Consider the following 17,493-nt stretch of genomic DNA (forward strand, 5'->3'; position numbering starts at 1 on the left):
CGGCCCGGGCAACGTCCTCGGGTGATGGGAATGGCGGATATTCTCGCGATGACCAACGCGGGTCCGCTCGCCCCCGGTAAGAAGATCACCTTGCCGAGCGGTGCGGTCTGGGAGGGCGGACGAGCCGCCGGAACCTCCGTCCTCACCTTCCCCGACGACGATCCGCTGATCGTCGAGGAGAACGATTCGCCCAACAGCATCGCGGGCACGGCGGTGCGTTTCGACGCACTTGCCCGGGTATTGCAGGGCGTACTCGGCGTCATGCCGAAATTCGTGGCCGACTGGATCGATGCGGGCGGCCGCGATCGCGTGCGCACCAGTACGCGAATCCTGCGCATGAGTGCGCGCACCACCCTGCACGGTGGGCCCCTATCCGCCGACCCCGCGGAGGATTCCGATGTCCCCGAATCGGGGATAGCGAACCGGAATCCGATTCGCCGCGCCTCGGGTGGCGTGGTCCACGGACCCGGCGGACCGCGTGACGATTCGATTCTCGCGCGCCTGTCCAATGGCGAGTACGTGGTCAACGCCGCGTCGACATCCAACGCGCTGCCGCTGCTCGAGGCGATCAACGCAGGCTGGGTGCCGTCACCGGCATTCCTCGCGGGCATGCTGCCCGGCTTCGCCGCGGGCGGTCTGGTCGACGCGCAGGGCGGCCGCTGGCGTGACCTGATCCGGCAGAATCTCGCCGCACCGGTCGGCTCCGGTGTGACCGGCGCCGACTTCGGCCTGTTCGGCCTGGTCGGCGACGCCTTCAGCGCCGTCGCCAATGGCGCGCTGGACGCGGGCGGCCGTGCGGGCGGCTTACTCGGTTCCGCGCTGGCGCCGGCCTTCCGGCCGGGTGGCGTCGTCAGCCGTCTGTTCGGCGCCGCTCCCGCGGCGAGTGAATCGATGCGGGCATCCGACCAGCGCGCGTCGGAGCCGGGCACGCCGAATCCGCTCGCGGTCTACCTGGGGATCAGTCCCGAGAACGGGACAGCCCTTCCCGCAGTGGGATTCCTGGCTCCGCTCGCGAATGCGTTGTTCGGCGGCCGTACCGCGGATCTACCGGGAGACGGCCTGAACCAGATGGCCCGGCTGGCCGACGCGCTCGGTCAGGGCATCGAGGGCGCCGCCGCCGAAGCGGGTGGAAAGGTCGGCGCCGCACTGGGTTCGGCGATCGGCCCGGCCCTCGGTCCCTCCGGTGTGCTGGCGCCGGAGATCGGCGCGCGGCTCGGGGAGATGATCGGATCGAAGTTCGGCGGCAGTCTGCGGGCATCGATGACGATGACCGGTACGACACCGGTCGACGTCGCGCCCGAGGGCGCGTCCGACGGTCGATCCGCGGTGCCGGGCGGCGGGGGCGGGTCCGCCCCGGCGGGCGGCGCACCCGACACGACCGGTGGCGGTGGACAATCCGGCGGCGGTAGCGGCGGCGGCACGATCGTCACCGGAGGCGGCGGCGGTGACTTCGCCGGCATCACCCTCGAGCCCGGTGGTGAGCCCCTGCGCGTGCGCAAGGGCGGCGGCAATGGTCTGGGGAACACGATCATGTCCGCGCTGATCCAGCAGACGCCCAAGGCGCTCGGTGAGAACAGCGCTGTGCCGCTGGCGAAGTCGCTCGAACAGTCGATGGAACTCTACAATCCGGCCACTGCGAGCGTCGCCGATTTCGCCGACCTCGCCGGTAGCAAACTCGGTATCGATTTCGGTATCGGTGAGGACGCGGGACGCGACTACGGCGACCTGATCGGCGGACTGGCCTCGATAATCGACCCGAACGGCGAGTGGACCCCAACGCTGGCGATGGGCGTCGGCAATCTTCTCGGACTGCCCTTCCGCGTGGACGAGCAGAAGAAGATCGCAACGATGACGCCGCAGCTCGAGATCGGCTACCAGGCCGTGACGGGCGCGATTCGAGGGTTACAGCAGCACGGTCTCGTGGGTGGGCTGACCGGCGCCATCAGCGGCGTGGCCTCGACCGCGGGAGGTCTGGCGGGCAATGCGATCGGCACCGCGCTCGCGGGCTTTCTCGGACCGTTCGCACCGCTGGGCGGACAGATCGGCGGCGCGATCGGGTCGATGGCCGGATCGATGCTGTCGGACGTGGTCACCAGACCCATCGAATACGCGGCGAATACGGCGAAAGAGCTGATCGGCACCGGATTCGGGCTCACCGATCTGGCCGAGGGGCCGGGCGGATACACGGCCCGCCAGGACATCTACAACTTCAACGGCATGGACCCCAAGAGCGCCGCCATCGCGGTGGAGCGGGTCAATCGGCGCCGGACGCTGGCGCAGCAACGCGGAGGAGGGCTCGGTCGATGACCCACCAACTATTGGAGACACACGACACCAAGGTCGTCGTGTGGGATGTCAACGGCAGGGTGTGGCATCTGTCCGGGGTGAACGCCGGACGCGAAGGGGTTCGGCTGTCCAAGCAGGCGGGCTTCATGTTCGCGCCGGTGCAGCTGCTGGTCTCGGAGGGCGCGCGCCAGGACGGCGCCACCTTCCAGCGCTCGGTGCGCTCGAAGAAGGAATGGGATTTCCTCGTCGTGATCTCGCCGACCGCGAAATCCGCAGCGGCCGAGCCGGTTCGGGATTTCCTCGCGGTGCACGACGCCTGGTTCCGCGGCTGGTCAACCGACAAGCCGGTGACCATCGGCTACTACACCCGTCACCAGGGTTGGCGTTTTCAGCAGGCGCAGCTCGACGCCGCGCCCGAACCCGTCGGCGATGTCGACCCGACGCGCAACGCGTTCGCGGTCTACAAGATGTCGGCCACCGCGATGGACCCGCTCGAACGCCATTTCGAGGAGTCCTCGGTGTGGAGCGACACCGCCGGACTCGGCGAAGGCGTGGTCCGCGCGCGCAATGCGGCCGATCAGCCCGCCTGGCCCCGGTACACCATGAACGGTCCCGGTCGCTGGTCGATTCTGGACCCGGTCGGCGGCGACACGCCCCGACTGGTGCAGACCCCGCTGCTCGGCGCGAACGACACCTTGCGCATCGACACCCATCCCCGGCATCGCACCGCCCGCGTCCACACCGATGACGCACCGACGGGCCGGAATGTGTGGGCGCAGTTGGCCGGTCGGCACTGGTTGGCCGCGCTGCCGCCGTGGTCCGCCACCGACGTCACCGTGAAGGTCGAGGGCGGGACCACCGCGTCGAGCCTGATCGTCTCGGTGTCGCCGCGATCGTCGAGGCCGTTCTGATGAGCGAATCCTGGGATCCGCACGCCGAGGCGCGGCGGATGGACGAGGCATACCGCAGCGAGCAGGAGCAGGCCCGCGACAACGAAGTGCTGGTGCGTTATTGGGACAAATCCATGCGCGAGATCGGGGAGGAACACAGCTACCTGTCGCTGGAGTTCACCTATCCCCGCAATGCCGCCGGCGGACTGAAGATGATCTGCCCGCGCGACATGGTCCACTTCGACCACCTGTTCAACAACAAGGACGGCGAAGACGCGACCATCCCGATCACGGTGAACACCAAGGGTTTCCGCTGGGACGGTTACATCACCAAGGCGTCGCTGGTGCGCGACGAGAACGGTGTGGAGACCGTCGACATCGAGGCCATCCACGCCTGGAACCATATCGCCACCATCTGTTGCTGGGCCTCGCCGTTCGCGCCGATCCTCGCGCAGTTCCCCCGGCACATGATCCAGTTCGGTCCGGTCCGCACGCTGGTCACCACGTATCTGACCGCGAATCTGATGCGTTTGCAGGCGCCGGGTTGGGCGCCGACGGATATCGGTGACGATCCCGACTGGGACGGCGTGGGCAGCACCCTGTTCCCCATCGCGGTGGTCCCGGTCGACCCGTACACCGATACCAGTCGGTGGAGTGCGGCCTCGGCCCGTTTCGACATGGCCGACAAACTGTTCCTGCCCATGCTGGAGGATTCCGGCGTCATGCTGACGGCCCGATTCTTCCTGCCCGAGGAGGACGAGCAGCCCGCGCCGGAGTGGTTCTTCCTCGACCGGCCGACCGTCGTCCTGGAAACGGTCGACAAATCCGGCATCACCGGCCCGACCGGCACCCTCATCGACGGCATCACCTCCTGGCTCGAGGAATTCCTCGACGACGGCACCACCCCGAAGCGGTACCCGAATCTCGATTCGACCACCGAATACGAGGCGGTCTACGGACAGACGGGGCCGCTGGGCACCGTCCGGAACTTCCCGTGGGTCTGGTATTTCGAGGGCGAGTACTCGGGAATCGGGCCGTCGGAGGTCGCGCTGCACAAGCCGACCGCCACCGATGTCATCGTCGGCGGACGCTCGCCGGGCTGGGTCAACGCCGGTATCGAGATCGCCATCAAGGGCCTGTTGTCCCTGATCGGACTCGGCTGGCTGTATCGCGGTCAGCTCAACGACGTGTTCCTGGCCTGGATGGTCTACCGGGACATGGGACGGGTCCGGCGCGCGGGCCCCTACGCCTTCCGCGAGCTCTATATCACCGGCAGCGACAAGGCGTTCACCCTCGACGGACTCGTCGCCGCCCGCCAGGGCCTGCACCTGACCCGCGGCTACACCAGCCACAAGGTGACCGTCGAGGACAACGCGCCGTATCTGCTCGGCAGGGACTTCGGGCTCGGCGATCAGATCGGATTCGCCCTCGACCAGATGGTGTTCACCGACTACGTCACCGAGCTGACCTTCGTCGACGATCGCGAGACCCCCGCGACCTGGCAGATCACCGTCGGTGACGGCTCGGACGAGGAGGATTCGGTCGTCAAGGCGTGGCAGCGCCTTGGCCGGGTGGCCGCCGCGATCAAGGATCTCGCCACCGATGTCGGCGCCGATCTCGACCTGCTCATCTTCTGACCTTGTCGCCGTGAGGAGAAAACATTGGCAGACATCACTTTTCCAGCGCACATCACCGTCCGCAGCGATCCGTACCCGGACGGCCTGCCCGTCGTCACCGCGGATGTCGCGGTAACGGGCGACGCCGCCGAGCTGCCGCTGCCGACGGGACCGCGGGGCGAGGTGGGCCGACGCGGCCTGCCGCGCACCACCTTCCGCAAAATGGGCGCCATCGCGAACGCGGCCGCCCGCCCGTCCGGTCTCGGAGCCGAGGACCGCGGTAAATGGTGGCACCGGCTCGACGACGCGGGCATGGACGTGTGGACCGGCTCGGCCTGGCAGCATTCGCCGGACGCGGTGGGCCCGACCGGACCGGCGGCCGACGCGAACACGATCACCGTCGCGCAGACCGTGCACGATCCGAAACTCACCAATGCCGCGGTGATATTCACCGGAGCGACCGCGGCCCAGGAACTCTCGGTCACCGCTCCCGCGGGCCCGCGCGGTCCGAAGGGGCCGCCCGGCGCCTCCGGTTCGATCGGCGAAGCCGTCGACTACGACGGCACCGCGGGCCCCACGGCGGGCGGGGTGCTCGGATATCAGCGCAACTCGCGAAAGTTCCGGCCGCTGGCCGCGCCGCTGGGCCGCGGCCCGTGGGCGTGGTACGACACCGATTTCGCCGCGGACCAGGCAGGCGGCTCAGCGCAATTCGTCGCAGGCACATTCACCATGCCCGCGCAGCCCTTCGAATGGCGACCGGTCGTGCACGGCCATCTGTCGACCTACTGCCAGGCCAACGGCCAGCAGACCTCGCAGGTCAATGTGCGGCTCATGCATTCCGAAGGGCAGATCGTGGCGACGGCGCTGCCCGGCGTGGCCGGCGGCGGCTACCTGATGGTGCCGTTCTCGCCCACCTACAGCGACGAGGACATGGCGAAATCGCTGTCGCCGAGTTCCACCTTCGCAACGGTTCCGGCTGGTCAGCCGATGAACCTGGTCGTCACGGTGGACCGGCTCAATGTCAGCACGACCAGCACCGGCGAGATCGGCTATCAGCGCGCGAGCGCTTCGCTGGTCGCCTACGCGGTGCCGACCCAGGCAAGGAGGTGAAATGTCCACCGTAGGAGAATATTTCGATTCGACGATCATTCGCGGCATCCACGAGGGAATCGGCACGCCGGGCGTGGTGCAGGCCATGCACGGCACCCCGCGCGACGGCGCGCTGGAACTCATGACCGGTACCGCGGGCGCCGCGGGCGATGCGGGTCCGGCGGGATATCCGTTCCGCTGGGAAGGCGACATCGCCGACCAGAGCGCACTCAACGCGCTCGCGGGCGGACTCGGCCTCGCCCACGCGGGCAAGGCGTGGCGGGTGGTGTCGACCAATGCCCTGATGTATTGGAATGGAACGAGTTTCGACTCATTCGCCGAGGCGTTCGGCGGCATGGGCCCGGACGGGCAGCCGTGTTCGATCGCCATCGGGACGGTCGACACCGGACCCGTGGGCAGTCCGCTCCAGGTCACCGTCACCGGGACACCGCCGAATCTCACGCTCTCGCTGACCGTCCCACGCGGTGTCAAGGGTCTGACCGGTGAGGACGGGCCCCCCGGTCCGCTGCGCCAGGCGGCGGACTACGCCGACGGCACCCATGTCGACAACGCGGTCCCGGTGTGGAACGACGTGACCCAGAAGTGGACGCCGGCGGCGTATCCGGGACTGCGGGGTCCGTGGTCGATCGTCGAGGAGACGGCTTGGGACGGCGGCGCGGGCTTCTCGGCCTCGCAGACCAATGTCGCGACCTCGCCCAACACCATCGCGCAGCTGAACATCCCGGCGCAGGACACGGCATGGCGACCGGTGCTGTCCGGCGGTGTCGCGGTGCGCACCACCGAGGCGTCGAGCAGCTTCAGCACGCGCGTCGACGCCGAGGTGCGGATCGGATCCAACAGCGGCCAACTGGTCGGCATCGGTATCGGCTGGCCGTTCGGGCTGGAGAACTACAACCGCTTCCGTCCCTGTTTCGGCGCCAGGATCACCGACCCGACCGGGTCGGTGGGTGTCATCGCCGCGGGCACGGCCGTCACCCTGTACGTCGTGCTGCGACGCGGGCAGGGCAGTTCCAACTACACCTACAACCGGACCGGCGCGCAGCTCGTGTGCTGGGCACAACCAGTGGCGGCATCATGACCGACGACCAGAACATCGTCTTCGACGACGACATCATGATCACCATGCGCGGGGTGTCCGATTCGGTCGGACTGCCCTACACGGTGAACCCGATGGAAATCGTGGACCGACAGGCCCTGGTGGAGATCCGTGAGGGCGGGACCGGCCCGGCCGGACCGGACGGCGACCCAGCGTGGCCGTGGCTGTGGCAGGGCGATATCGCCGACACCGCAGCGCTTTTCGCCCTCGAACCGACCACCGCCGACGCGCGCAAGGCGTGGCGTGTGGTCGCCGAGAACAGCGTCTACTACTGGACCGGACTCGAATTCATCGCGTTCGCCGACGCATTCGGCGCGGCCGGGCGCAAAGGCGCGCCGAACGTGCTCACCGGATCCGGTGTCGCGGGCGCGACCGGGTCCGAGGCCGCCGCCGAGATCACCGGTGCCGCCCCGAATCAGCAGTTGCGCATCACCTTCCCGCGCGGTGAGACCGGCGACGTGGGCGCACCCGGCGGCGCGGGCCGAATCCGGGATGCAAGCGACATCCTGATCGACGACGCCCATCCACTCGGTCAGGACTACGTACTCGCCTGGAGTACCGCACTCGGCAAGTTCCGACCGGTGCCGAGTCCGGCGCCCGCCGGGCCGTGGGCCATCGCCAGTAACCAGTTCACCGGCGGCACCAACCTCTCCGAGGCCGTGCGCACCGTCGCCACGGCTACCATTCCGGCCCAGCCGGTGCCGTGGCGGCCGCGGGTCGAAGGCGGACTCACCGTGCAGACACATGTCGCCACTCTCGGCGCCGCGCGCTGCGATATCGAGGTGCGCGTCGGCGGTCCCGAAGGCGAAATGGTCGGCTACGGCTACACCCTGGGCGCAAGCAATGTCATCCGCTCGCCGATACTCCCGAAATTCGAGTACGCGATGTCGCCCGCGTCGACGCTCGGTGTCGTGCCCGCGAACCAGACGACCACCCTCTACGTCCTCGTGCGTCGGGTCGGCACCGCCAATTACAGCGTCATCACAACCGGCGCGCAGCTCATCGTCTACGCCGAAACGGTCTAGCGGCGACCGCCTTCCACCGAGCCACCGGGCAGCCGTCCGCGGCTGCCCGCCGTCCGAAAGGCATTGATCCATGGCTGATCTGCCCCCTCTGAAATACGGAAAGGTCGTCGGGCGCTTCCTCGCCAATATCAGCGACGGCCCCGACATCGGCGACCTGCCCGAGTTCCCGCCACTGAGCGGAACGGTCACCTTCCTCGCCGAGGCGCCGAAGGTGCTGGTCGCCGACGCGCAACCGGCCCCGGCCACCTACGTCCAGCTGCCCAACCACTACGAATGCTCCCTCGACGAATTCGGCTATCTCACCTGGCGCGGACGCCGCGGAGTCCGACTGGTCGCGCCGAACGCCGACACCAACCCCTCCGACTGGACCTGGCGGGCCTCCTTCGACCTGTCCTACGACGGTGAGCGGGTGCCGCTGGAATCCTTCAGTTTCCATGTGCCCGAATATGTTCCGGGCCCGGACAGCGAAGATCCCGACACCGGGTCGATCGGCCTGGTCGATCTCACGCTCGCCTCGCCGGTCCCCGCCTCGGCGGGTGCCGCCGTGGTCGTCGGACCCCGCGGCGAGGGAATCAAGATCGACGGTCGGGTCGCGACCTATTCCGCGCTGCCCGCGACCCCCGCCGAGGGCGCGCAGTACGTAGTGGCCGCCGACGGCCTGCTCTACGTCTACCACGCGGCAGCGGGCGGCTGGCTGCCCGACGGTCAGGGCGTCGTCATCCGCGGACCCGTCGGCGCGAGCGACTGGGCGAGCATCACGGGTAAGCCGACGACCTTCGCCCCGATCATCGGCGCCACCGCCACCACCGCGGTCGCGGGCGACGATCCGCGCCTCACCGATGCGCGCACCCCCGTCTCGCACACCCACCCGGCCGCGCAGATCTCCGATTCGACCACGGTCGGACGGTCGGTGCTGACCGCCGCCGACGCGGCCGCCGCCCGCACGGCCATCGGCACCATCGCGAGCACCGACACGCGACTGACCGATGCCAGGACACCCACCCTCACCGACCAGATCTACGACATCGCCCTCAAATCGCACGGCGGCAATCGCGCCACCGGCGCGGGAAACATCATGCCCGAGGGTCTGCGGCTCGAACGCAAGGTCACCGTCAGCTCGGTCACCTATCGCGGCGAGACCGCGGGCACCGGCAACCTCGTGGTGGAACTGCGCCAGAACGGCACCGCGGTGTCGGGCACCTCGGCGACCATCGCCGCGGCCAACCACGCCATCGACACCACCGTCACCGGGACGTGGGTGTTCAACGCCGGCGATCGGATCACCGTGTACATCACGACCGCCGACAGTCCGGTGGGCAAGGGCATGCAGGCGAGTCTCAAAGGGGTGACCTCCTGATGCCGTTCGTGATCGCGGGCGGGACGGTGCCGTTCACGCCGACGTCGATGACGAAGAACGGCGCCTGGCAGATGACGATTCCGGGTGGCGGCGTCACCTGGTACCAGGTGCCGAGTTGGACCGCCGAAACGGGCGCCTACCCGGGCTCGGTCGTCGTCGGGAACGCACTCCAGGTCTCGTCGGACAAGGCAGGCGCCACCGTCCAGGCCAGTCTGCCGTTCTCGGGCGGCACCGGCGGGTCCACCAAGCAGCAGGCCCGGCTCCTGGTGGACGGCGTCGTCGTCGCCACCGGGTCCCAGGTGACCGGCGTCTCGGGAACGCTGACCGTCAGCGCGACCGTCGACGTGTCAGCGGGATCGGCCGTGACCGTGGAGACCACGACCGACGCGAGCCTTCAGTCCTGGGCCGCGAGCGTCACCGCTACCACCGGCTACGTACGGATCACCTGACCACACCCGATTTCATCCCCCAGAGAAAGGCGGTACCCCCATGTCGCGAACCGGTGATCCGGTATGGCTGGCCGATGCGTTGCGCGAGGAGGGTTTGCGCGTCGCCGAATTCCCGGGCTGGCGCGAGCGCGGCCACGGCGATTTCGGCGATATCTGGGGGGTGATCGCGCACCACACCGGTGGTTCGCGCACGCCAGCGTCGGAAATTGCTTACGGCATACCGACATTGGAAGGCCCCCTGTCCCAGTTGCACCTCGCCCAGGACGGCACCGTAACGGTGGTCGCCGCGGGCGTGGCCTGGCACGCGGGCCGCGGATCATGGCCCGGTCTGCCCGAGGACGACGCCAATTCCCACACGATCGGCATCGAGGCCGCCAACAACGGCACCGAGGGTTGGTCGACGGCGCAATACGACGCCTATGTGGGCTGTTGTGCGGCGATCCTGCGCAGGCTGGGCTACGGGGCCGATCGCGTGATCGGCCACAAGGAATGGGCCGGAACCGAACAAGGTAAATGGGACCCCGGCGCCATGGACATGGACCAATTCCGCGCCGATATCGCGGAACGTTTGAAAGGCGGTGTGCTGATGGCACTTTCCGACCAAGAGCAGCGTGAACTGTTGGACAAGCTGCGCCGTGTGCATTTCGAGTTGACCTATGGCTTCCAGTCGCGGGTCGCGGATTCGGAGTACCGCGACACCGTGGCGGGTTACGTGCTGAACGCCGACGCCGCCGACTACCGCGCCGAACAGCGTTTGAAGGCACTGGAACTCAAGCTCGACCGCCTGCTGTCCGCCACCGTCGAGGAGAAACGCTGATGCGCATCGATCGACTACCCGAACCGGCCCTGATCCGTTCGGTTCTGGTCGCCGTCACCGGCGTACTCGCCTATTTCCTCGGCCATACGATCGATACCGCGTGGATCGAGGGCGCGCTGACCGTCTACGGCCTGCTGACCCCGATCATCGCCGGCGTGCTGATCCGGCCCGCGGTGACCCCGGTCGCGCGCCAGGACGGTGGCAGGTGACAGCGCCATCCTGGTTGAATCCGGAGTTGGTGCAGGCATCCGGCATGGCGATGGCCTCGGTGATCGGTGCGGTCACCGCGTGGCAGGCGCGTGAGGTCAACAAGTTACGCACCCGCGTGGAATCCCTTGAAACCCAAGCGGTGGACGACAAGAAGCGTTTCCGCGACGCGATCCGACTGATCCGCGCATTGCAGGACCATATCGACGAACTCCGCCTGTTCCTCCGCATCCACGTCCCCGGCCAGGAACCCCCCGAAGCCCACTACACGATCCCCGCCTCCCTCGAAGAGGAAATCTGACCTCCGCGTTTACTGAAGGGGAAGTAAGTATGTCGACCTCACGCGGGATTTGCTGCGGCGTTCCGGATGTGGGTCGGCGAAGAACCCGCGGATGATGCGCGGCATCTTCTGCGGCCGCCGCAGGGCGCCGAGGACGAGAGGCAGAACTGGTCAGGGCCGGGTGACGGTCTTGCGGCCGACATGATCGGCCTTGACGTTTTCTCGAACCTATTCGTCGGGGGTTGAGCTGCGGAGAGCGGCGGGAAGCCGGACAGTCGCAGCCGCCCTTCGGTACCCGCTACGTAGTTCTTCACCGCCGAGCGGTGGTCGGGGTGGTCGTCGACGATCGTGTAGGCGGGTTACTATTGTCGCGCAGCAGTTTCCGGCAGAATTCGATGAACCGTGCGGCATCGAGGGCGCCGGCGATCAAGGCGAACCGCAGCAAACCCTGCGCGGAAACCGCCGAGATCATGTTCACCGATAACCTCGCCGGGTGCGCCCCGTTCTCCATCTGCTCCACCGCACGCAACCGCGACACCTCGCAGCGCCATAGCTGCGTCTGTTTCTGAATTCGAAGGTTTCCGCCCACTTCTCGATCACCGAATCCGAGCCCTGGTCCATATACGGATCGGGGCTTTCTGCTGTGCGGAGTCAACGGCACCGCCACTCTCTGGACCAATTCGCACCGGATCCCGGATGGTCCGTGACGCGGATGTTCTCGCATCGAACAGCATGCGCACACACACGATCGCAATAGCGGCCGGTCGCGACGATGTCGCCTCGCCGCTGCCCGCTTCATCCGGACTGCCAGTTAGCCGATTCCGCTTCCGGGTCGGCATTCCGTCTCCTCGCCACCGGAGGATGTCATGGCCGATAGTGCCGCCCGAGTCTATGTACCGGACTATTCCTGGATACACAATCGTGCCGAGTGGATTCGCACCGCCACCCCCGCGTCGAGCATCGAAGCCGACACCGGCGAGGACAGGCTCGACCGGCGGGTTCACAACTTAAACGGCATGACACCCACAAGCGCGGCGGCTCGGCTGGCCCGCATTCACGCCTCCACCGACATGATCGAGCACTTCCGCGTCGCCGCCAGAACGCAGGACTCCGAATCACGCGGCGCGGGCACATTCCCACCCGCCACATCCAAACCCGCCCCCGCCGTGGACCGGCCGGTCGACCAGCCGATCTCACCACCCACGGGCACCGACAACAACCGCCCGTCCGCCGAGGATGATCTCGAATACGCGCACCAGCACCCCGATCCCACCACACCGAGTACGCAAGCGCCCCCACCCTCCTCCACACCATCGACCCGACCATCACCACCCGCGACCGCACCGCAACCAACCGCGCCCCCGGCGCCCACCGACTCGGCGCCGCCCGAGCAGCGTCAAAGCGACGGTCTGCCACTGGTCATGGATCCCGCACTGGTAGCGCAGAACCCGCTGTTCCAACAGATCTACAACCCCGACGGCACCCGCCGCACACCACCCCCACCCGCGCCACCGGTAGACAGCCCCGCACCATCGGGAATCCCTGCTCCGACGACACCGGTCGAACACACCTTCCTGGGGCAACTCGTCCTCGGCACCGAACCGAACACCCCCGCACCACCGGCCTCGGCGACGACTGCACTGGCCCTGATCATCCCGGAGGCCGTGAACCTGCCCGGCCCCTCGAACACCACGACAGCTCAGGTATCGCCGCCGTCGCCGGAGATCATGGACGCGAGCCGAGTCGAGGAGATCCTGCCCGAAGGCGTCGAAATCCCGCAGCGCGGCGCAGCGGCGTCGGAATGGGTCGACGGCAACGGCACCCGAGGATCGCTATCGATCGACGAGTACGGCCAAAGACATTGGCGCTTCCTGCAATCCGACGGCCGCCTCATCGAAGTCACCCAAGGCGGCGGCAGCGACGGCGCCGACCGACCCTGGACCCGAACCAAGATCACCGAACCCGACGCGCCCGCACCACGTGTCGACACCTACGCCACCAACGGCGTCACCGCCTACGTCGACACCGTCGACGACCTCGAGACCCGGGTCGTCCTCCACCAAGGCGGAGACGAAGCGATCGAGGAACATCACGGCGGCAGCGACGGCGCCGACCGGCCCTGGACCCAGACCACCCAACTCACCGATCACGGCCCGTTCATCACCATCGCCGGACCACAGTCCACCACCTGGCAGACCCAATTCGGCGACCGGATCCACACCAGAACCGTCGAATTCGCCGGAGGCGAATCCGAATCGATGTCCTCCGTCGACGGCACAGGCCCCGGTTGGGCGAACTCCATCTCGGCGGAAGGTTTACGCACCGACATCACCACCTTCGACGGACACCCCGTCGCGGGCACATTCACCGACGAGGACGGAACCGAACTCGGTCACCTCAGGACCACCAACGGCATCACAGAATTCGTGGCAACCCCCGCCTACCTCGACCGCGAATTCCCCGGGCAGGGTCTGGACTCGCTGCGCGTGGTATTCGGTCCACTCGGTGCGAACACCTTCTACCGACAGATCAACCTCACCGGCGAACAGAACCGCCCCGCCATGCCCGCCGACATACCCGGCTGGACCCGCTCCGGCCCCGCCCCGCAACGTGGTCACGGTCTGCCCGACAGCCTCGCTCACTCGTGGACGGTCCTGTCCGATCAAGTCGCCAACTACTGGGCAGGCCCCTTCATCTCCGCCATGCACCCCCGTGCCGGCTCCGACGGGATAGCGATACCCCGCTATCAACCTCCACCGGAACGACAGCACAGCCTCGGCGAAACCGCTTGGGCCGCAGCCGACATCATCGGCCTCGCAACACTGTTCGTTCCCCTGCCGCTTCCATCCGCCGCCCGCCTGGCCCCCTACCTCACCCGCGCCGCAGCCACCGGACGGGTCGCGGCCACCGGCGCGGGCAGGGGACTGGCCGCCGCGGCAACCACCATCGCCATCGGGCAGCACACGGCGACGGGAATCCGCACGGGAATCGACACGATGCGGTCCGCGGGGGCCGCGATCAAGCAGGCGGCGCAATCGGGAGCGAGCGCATCCGGCACGTACCTGAGCCGAACAACTATGACGCTGCGTACCACGGTCACAAGGGCGTGGGACAACGCACGCGGTCTTCCGGCTGGAAAGTACCTCGAAAAGCCATATGTCAGGGAAGCGCTGGAGCGCGCGAATCGCGACGGCGGTCCGGTCGAGTTGCCGATCGGCACCGTTCCCACGGGCGACGCGATACGTCACCTGCTGACCAATAACAAGAGCCTTCTGCAAGCGCTTCAATCGAACAAACTGATGGAACGCTACCTGCTGGAAGAGTCGGACACGCTTTTGTCGCTGTTGCAGCGCCCCAAGGCGATCGATATCGTGGACGACGCGTTGCGCGGCCTGCGTTACCGGATGAAATACGTGCCTGCCAATGGGGATGAGATCGTCGAGCTGACCAAAGTCACCGACGCGCAGCGCGCGATATCGGAGAGGGCGCAGAGATCTGTTCGGGCGGTTACCGGAGGGACGGGAAAGAAGCCGACCCAGCCGGGATTCGACTACGGGAGACAACAGGATCCGGGCTATGTAAGTGCGTTCCTGGATGATTTGTATGCCAAGTTCCCCGCAGCGCAGGGTCAGCTCAAGCGTCTCGCGGATGACCTGTCGAGATCTCTCGGCGGTGTAGCGTACGGGCGGAAAGTGGCCAAGGGGCGGGCGCGTGCCATGCAAAAGATCGATGGATGGGAAGGTGACGCCTCCAGATTGATCGATATGGCTGGCGCGAGTATTACGTTCAAAACGGTCGACAAGATCTATCGAGCGTTGGACGACATCCAGAAATCGGGGATGAAAATCCTCTACCTGGAAGATAGGATCATCGGTCCGCAGCTCAGTGGGTACCGTGACATAACCATGAACGTGCGTGCGGATAACGGCATGGTCGTCGAGTTGCGCCTCCATCTGGAGAGTATCGACAAGGCTTCCAAGGAGTTCGACCACGCCGTTTATGAGGTTACGCGCGGCTTGAATCACTATGTGAATTCCGGTAAAGTTGATCCCGTCGAGGCAGAGAAGATCCTCGATGAGATCGCTCTGCGAACCAATGATATATTCTTGGGTGAGCTCGCGAAAGGGGTATCCAGGCAATGAAATATCCGCGGTATCTTTCGTACCACGATCGGCCGCTCATGCTGTTCAAGACTCCGGTCGGTGTTGTGGACGGGTTGATACTGGACGAAGCTACTGGCAAATTCGTTCCGGCCACGGGTGAAGTTCTCGCCGATGTCGCTTATGTTTCGAACACCACGGACGTGATCACGAGGAATCGTGATGGCTTCATTCTGCAGACCGAGAGAATTCGGTCCAGAAGTGTGTCCGGTGTAGGCCCCGCGTTCGATCTGTATCGTCAGGTCGAGGGTATCTGGGACACGGCGAAGAGTGAAAACCGCCTGGTCACCGACGATGAACTCGCACGGATCGATGATATCCACCGTCGTACGTTCGCGCTGTGGGAGGCCGGTGAGGCATACTCGTGAACTAGCCTCGCGCATTGAGGCTTATTCACCGGAGTGGGTAGAAGAACAGCCCGATGGTGGCGGTTATGATTTCCTCGAAGGTTGCCAGTGGACGTCGGTAGTCGGTATGCAGGATGCGCCAGGTTTTCAGGTTGGCGATGACGCGTTCGACGACCACGCGTAGCCGGTTGACGTCGGCGTTGTAGTTCTGGTCGGATTCGTGCAGGTCACGGCCTTTCGGGTTCTTGACCGGTGTGATCATCCCTGAGCCTTGGTATCCCTTGTCCCCCAGCAGCTTCGATGGATCGAGACCATCGAGCAGCCCGGAGACCGCCGGCGCTGTCATGTCGTGATCGCGGCCCGGGACCGGGTCGGAGATCCATACCGGGTTGCCGTCGAGATCGCACAGGATCTGCACGTTCACCCCGGTCGTCTTGTGTTTGCCCGAGTACAGCTCGCGGTGCCCGGCCCAGGTCCAGCACGGAAGCAGGGTGCCGTCGAGTATGTAGCTGCTGGCGGGGTCGATCTCCTCGGCAACCGGAATCCATTGCGCCAGCACGGTTCCGATGATCGGGGTGAGGGCGCCGATGGCACGGCTGATTGTCGACTGCGAGGTGCCGAACGCTTCGGCCAGTTCTTGCTGAACCCGGTTACGTCGCAGATAGGCCGAGGTCACGCATACGCAGCGGCGCAACCCCAGGCTCGGCGGCCACGTCCGGGCTCTGCCGCATGCGCGGTGGATGATCGCCACCAGGTCGGTGATCTCGTCGGCGGTGAAGCCGGTGGTATGATACATGAGCGGTGGTCCTCGTCTGCGGAAAACTTTGTAGCAGAACGATTTTGCGGTGCGTGGGGCCGCCGCCCCAGCAACGACACACCCAGCTCCGGCGTTGACCACAGCGATAACCCGAGCGTTGCGAATCTCTCCTTCGACCATCCGTAGTCGATCGCGGACGACGGCCGCGATCAATCCTCTGAATAAGCCTCAGTGGAACAAATCTGGGCGAAGCCATGTCTTCAACGTCGAGAACACGGGAGGAAAGGTGCGCTTCATCGATTCGCAACCTACTCCACCGCTTCTGGATGCCTCCCACTATTTTTCACTTGGGAGGAACACGGAGTACCTACGGCTCGATGACCTACAGACACCCTCCATCTGGCGATTCAAGGGCTTGTTCGAATAATAACGGAACACGGATAGAATGGATATTGAGTTGACGATAAGCTACTGCGAAGCGCTCGAACTCGTACGATCGCACTTCGAACCGCGATGGACTTTCCGAACATTCTGTCTCGATGATCGTAAGATCGTCGAGAACGAAGAACTCTGGGTATTCCGCGTCGGTGCACGTGAGTGGCTCGTCGACGAGGACGAAAATTTCGAGGTAATAGGCTCTTCGACAGTCGTTTACAAGGCAGACGGAACAATCGGAGCACTACCTTCGTTTGCGGTAGGCATGGACGACACTATTCAAGCTCGACCGAACCCGAATCCAACGCTTATTTGCTAATCGTGTATCTCGCGCAGGCTCGAAGTCGAATGGCGCGCCCCGCCGAGCCGGATTGGCGGATGTCCGTGCATCTGGGACGGGCCCTGTCCGGCGGCATCCCAGTGGGGACGAATTGCGCCGGCCTCGGCAGAGGCTTCGGCCCCGTCAGTGGCGGATAGGACCAGCATCGTCGTACGGTTACTTGATATATTCTTGGGTGAACTCGCGAAAGGGGTATCCAGGCAATGAACTATCCGCAGTATCTTTCGTACCACGATCGGCCGCTCATGGTGTTCGAGACTCCGGGCGGTGGTGTGGACGGGTTGATACTGGACGAAGCTACTGGCAAATTCGTTCCGGCCA

At 66.1% G+C, this 17,493-nt stretch carries 15 protein-coding genes; 14 read left to right on the forward strand and 1 reads right to left on the reverse strand.

All coding sequences use genetic code 11. The features are described from left to right. Positions 1-30: 30 nt before the first annotated feature. From APZ21_RS23240 to APZ21_RS23305, 14 genes are all read left to right on the forward strand, one after another. Complete coding sequence (locus APZ21_RS23240; RefSeq protein WP_156371280.1) at positions 31-2,307, forward strand: hypothetical protein; 2,277 nt, start codon at positions 31-33, stop codon at positions 2,305-2,307. Continuing rightward, entirely contained in the window at positions 2,304-3,197 is an 894-nt protein-coding gene (locus tag APZ21_RS23245; protein ID WP_054815428.1) for a hypothetical protein, read from the forward strand. The genes APZ21_RS23240 and APZ21_RS23245 overlap by 4 nt, the downstream gene beginning before the upstream one ends. Beyond that, positions 3,197-4,813, forward strand: coding sequence for a Gp37-like protein (locus tag APZ21_RS23250; RefSeq protein WP_054815429.1), 1,617 nt, complete (start codon positions 3,197-3,199; stop codon positions 4,811-4,813). Before APZ21_RS23245 ends, APZ21_RS23250 begins: the two co-directional genes overlap by 1 nt. A 24-nt stretch (positions 4,814-4,837) precedes the next feature. Beyond that, complete coding sequence (locus APZ21_RS23255; protein ID WP_054815430.1) at positions 4,838-5,902, forward strand: hypothetical protein; 1,065 nt, start codon at positions 4,838-4,840, stop codon at positions 5,900-5,902. A 1-nt stretch (position 5,903) separates the two neighbouring features. Continuing rightward, entirely contained in the window at positions 5,904-6,980 is a 1,077-nt protein-coding gene (locus APZ21_RS23260) for a hypothetical protein (RefSeq protein WP_054815431.1), read from the forward strand. Continuing rightward, a complete protein-coding gene (locus APZ21_RS23265) occupies positions 6,977-8,023 on the forward strand; it encodes a hypothetical protein (RefSeq protein WP_054815432.1) in 1,047 nt (348 codons plus the stop codon). Before APZ21_RS23260 ends, APZ21_RS23265 begins: the two co-directional genes overlap by 4 nt. Positions 8,024-8,093: 70 nt before the next feature. Next, a complete protein-coding gene (locus tag APZ21_RS23270) occupies positions 8,094-9,380 on the forward strand; it encodes a hypothetical protein (RefSeq protein WP_054815433.1) in 1,287 nt (428 codons plus the stop codon). Continuing rightward, positions 9,380-9,829 carry a hypothetical protein gene (locus tag APZ21_RS23275; RefSeq protein ID WP_054815434.1) on the forward strand — a complete coding sequence of 150 codons (450 nt, stop codon included), beginning with the start codon at positions 9,380-9,382 and terminating at the stop codon, positions 9,827-9,829. The genes APZ21_RS23270 and APZ21_RS23275 overlap by 1 nt, the downstream gene beginning before the upstream one ends. A gap of 40 nt (positions 9,830-9,869) precedes the next feature. Continuing rightward, on the forward strand, positions 9,870-10,646 hold the full coding sequence (locus APZ21_RS23280; RefSeq protein ID WP_054815435.1) for an N-acetylmuramoyl-L-alanine amidase: 777 nt from the start codon (positions 9,870-9,872) through the stop codon (positions 10,644-10,646). After that, on the forward strand, positions 10,646-10,855 hold the full coding sequence (locus APZ21_RS23285) for a hypothetical protein (protein ID WP_054815436.1): 210 nt from the start codon (positions 10,646-10,648) through the stop codon (positions 10,853-10,855). Before APZ21_RS23280 ends, APZ21_RS23285 begins: the two co-directional genes overlap by 1 nt. Then, a complete protein-coding gene (locus tag APZ21_RS23290; RefSeq protein WP_063125144.1) occupies positions 10,852-11,154 on the forward strand; it encodes a hypothetical protein in 303 nt (100 codons plus the stop codon). Before APZ21_RS23285 ends, APZ21_RS23290 begins: the two co-directional genes overlap by 4 nt. Before the next feature lie 311 nt (positions 11,155-11,465). Continuing rightward, complete coding sequence (locus APZ21_RS34345) at positions 11,466-11,702, forward strand: hypothetical protein (RefSeq protein ID WP_156371281.1); 237 nt, start codon at positions 11,466-11,468, stop codon at positions 11,700-11,702. Between the two features lie 297 nt (positions 11,703-11,999). Beyond that, complete coding sequence (locus APZ21_RS23300; protein ID WP_054815439.1) at positions 12,000-15,275, forward strand: nucleotidyltransferase family protein; 3,276 nt, start codon at positions 12,000-12,002, stop codon at positions 15,273-15,275. A 38-nt stretch (positions 15,276-15,313) separates the two neighbouring features. Beyond that, a complete protein-coding gene (locus APZ21_RS23305; protein ID WP_156371282.1) occupies positions 15,314-15,661 on the forward strand; it encodes a hypothetical protein in 348 nt (115 codons plus the stop codon). Positions 15,662-15,686: 25 nt separating this feature from the next. Here the strand turns inward: APZ21_RS23305 and APZ21_RS23310 are convergent, their stop codons facing one another. Then, on the reverse strand, positions 15,687-16,577 hold the full coding sequence (locus tag APZ21_RS23310) for a transposase family protein (RefSeq protein ID WP_204249141.1): 891 nt from the start codon (positions 16,575-16,577) through the stop codon (positions 15,687-15,689). Positions 16,578-17,493 lie beyond the last annotated feature (916 nt).

Origin of the sequence: Nocardia arizonensis (assembly GCF_001310275.1) — a bacterium.
GTDB lineage: Bacteria > Actinomycetota > Actinomycetes > Mycobacteriales > Mycobacteriaceae > Nocardia > Nocardia arizonensis.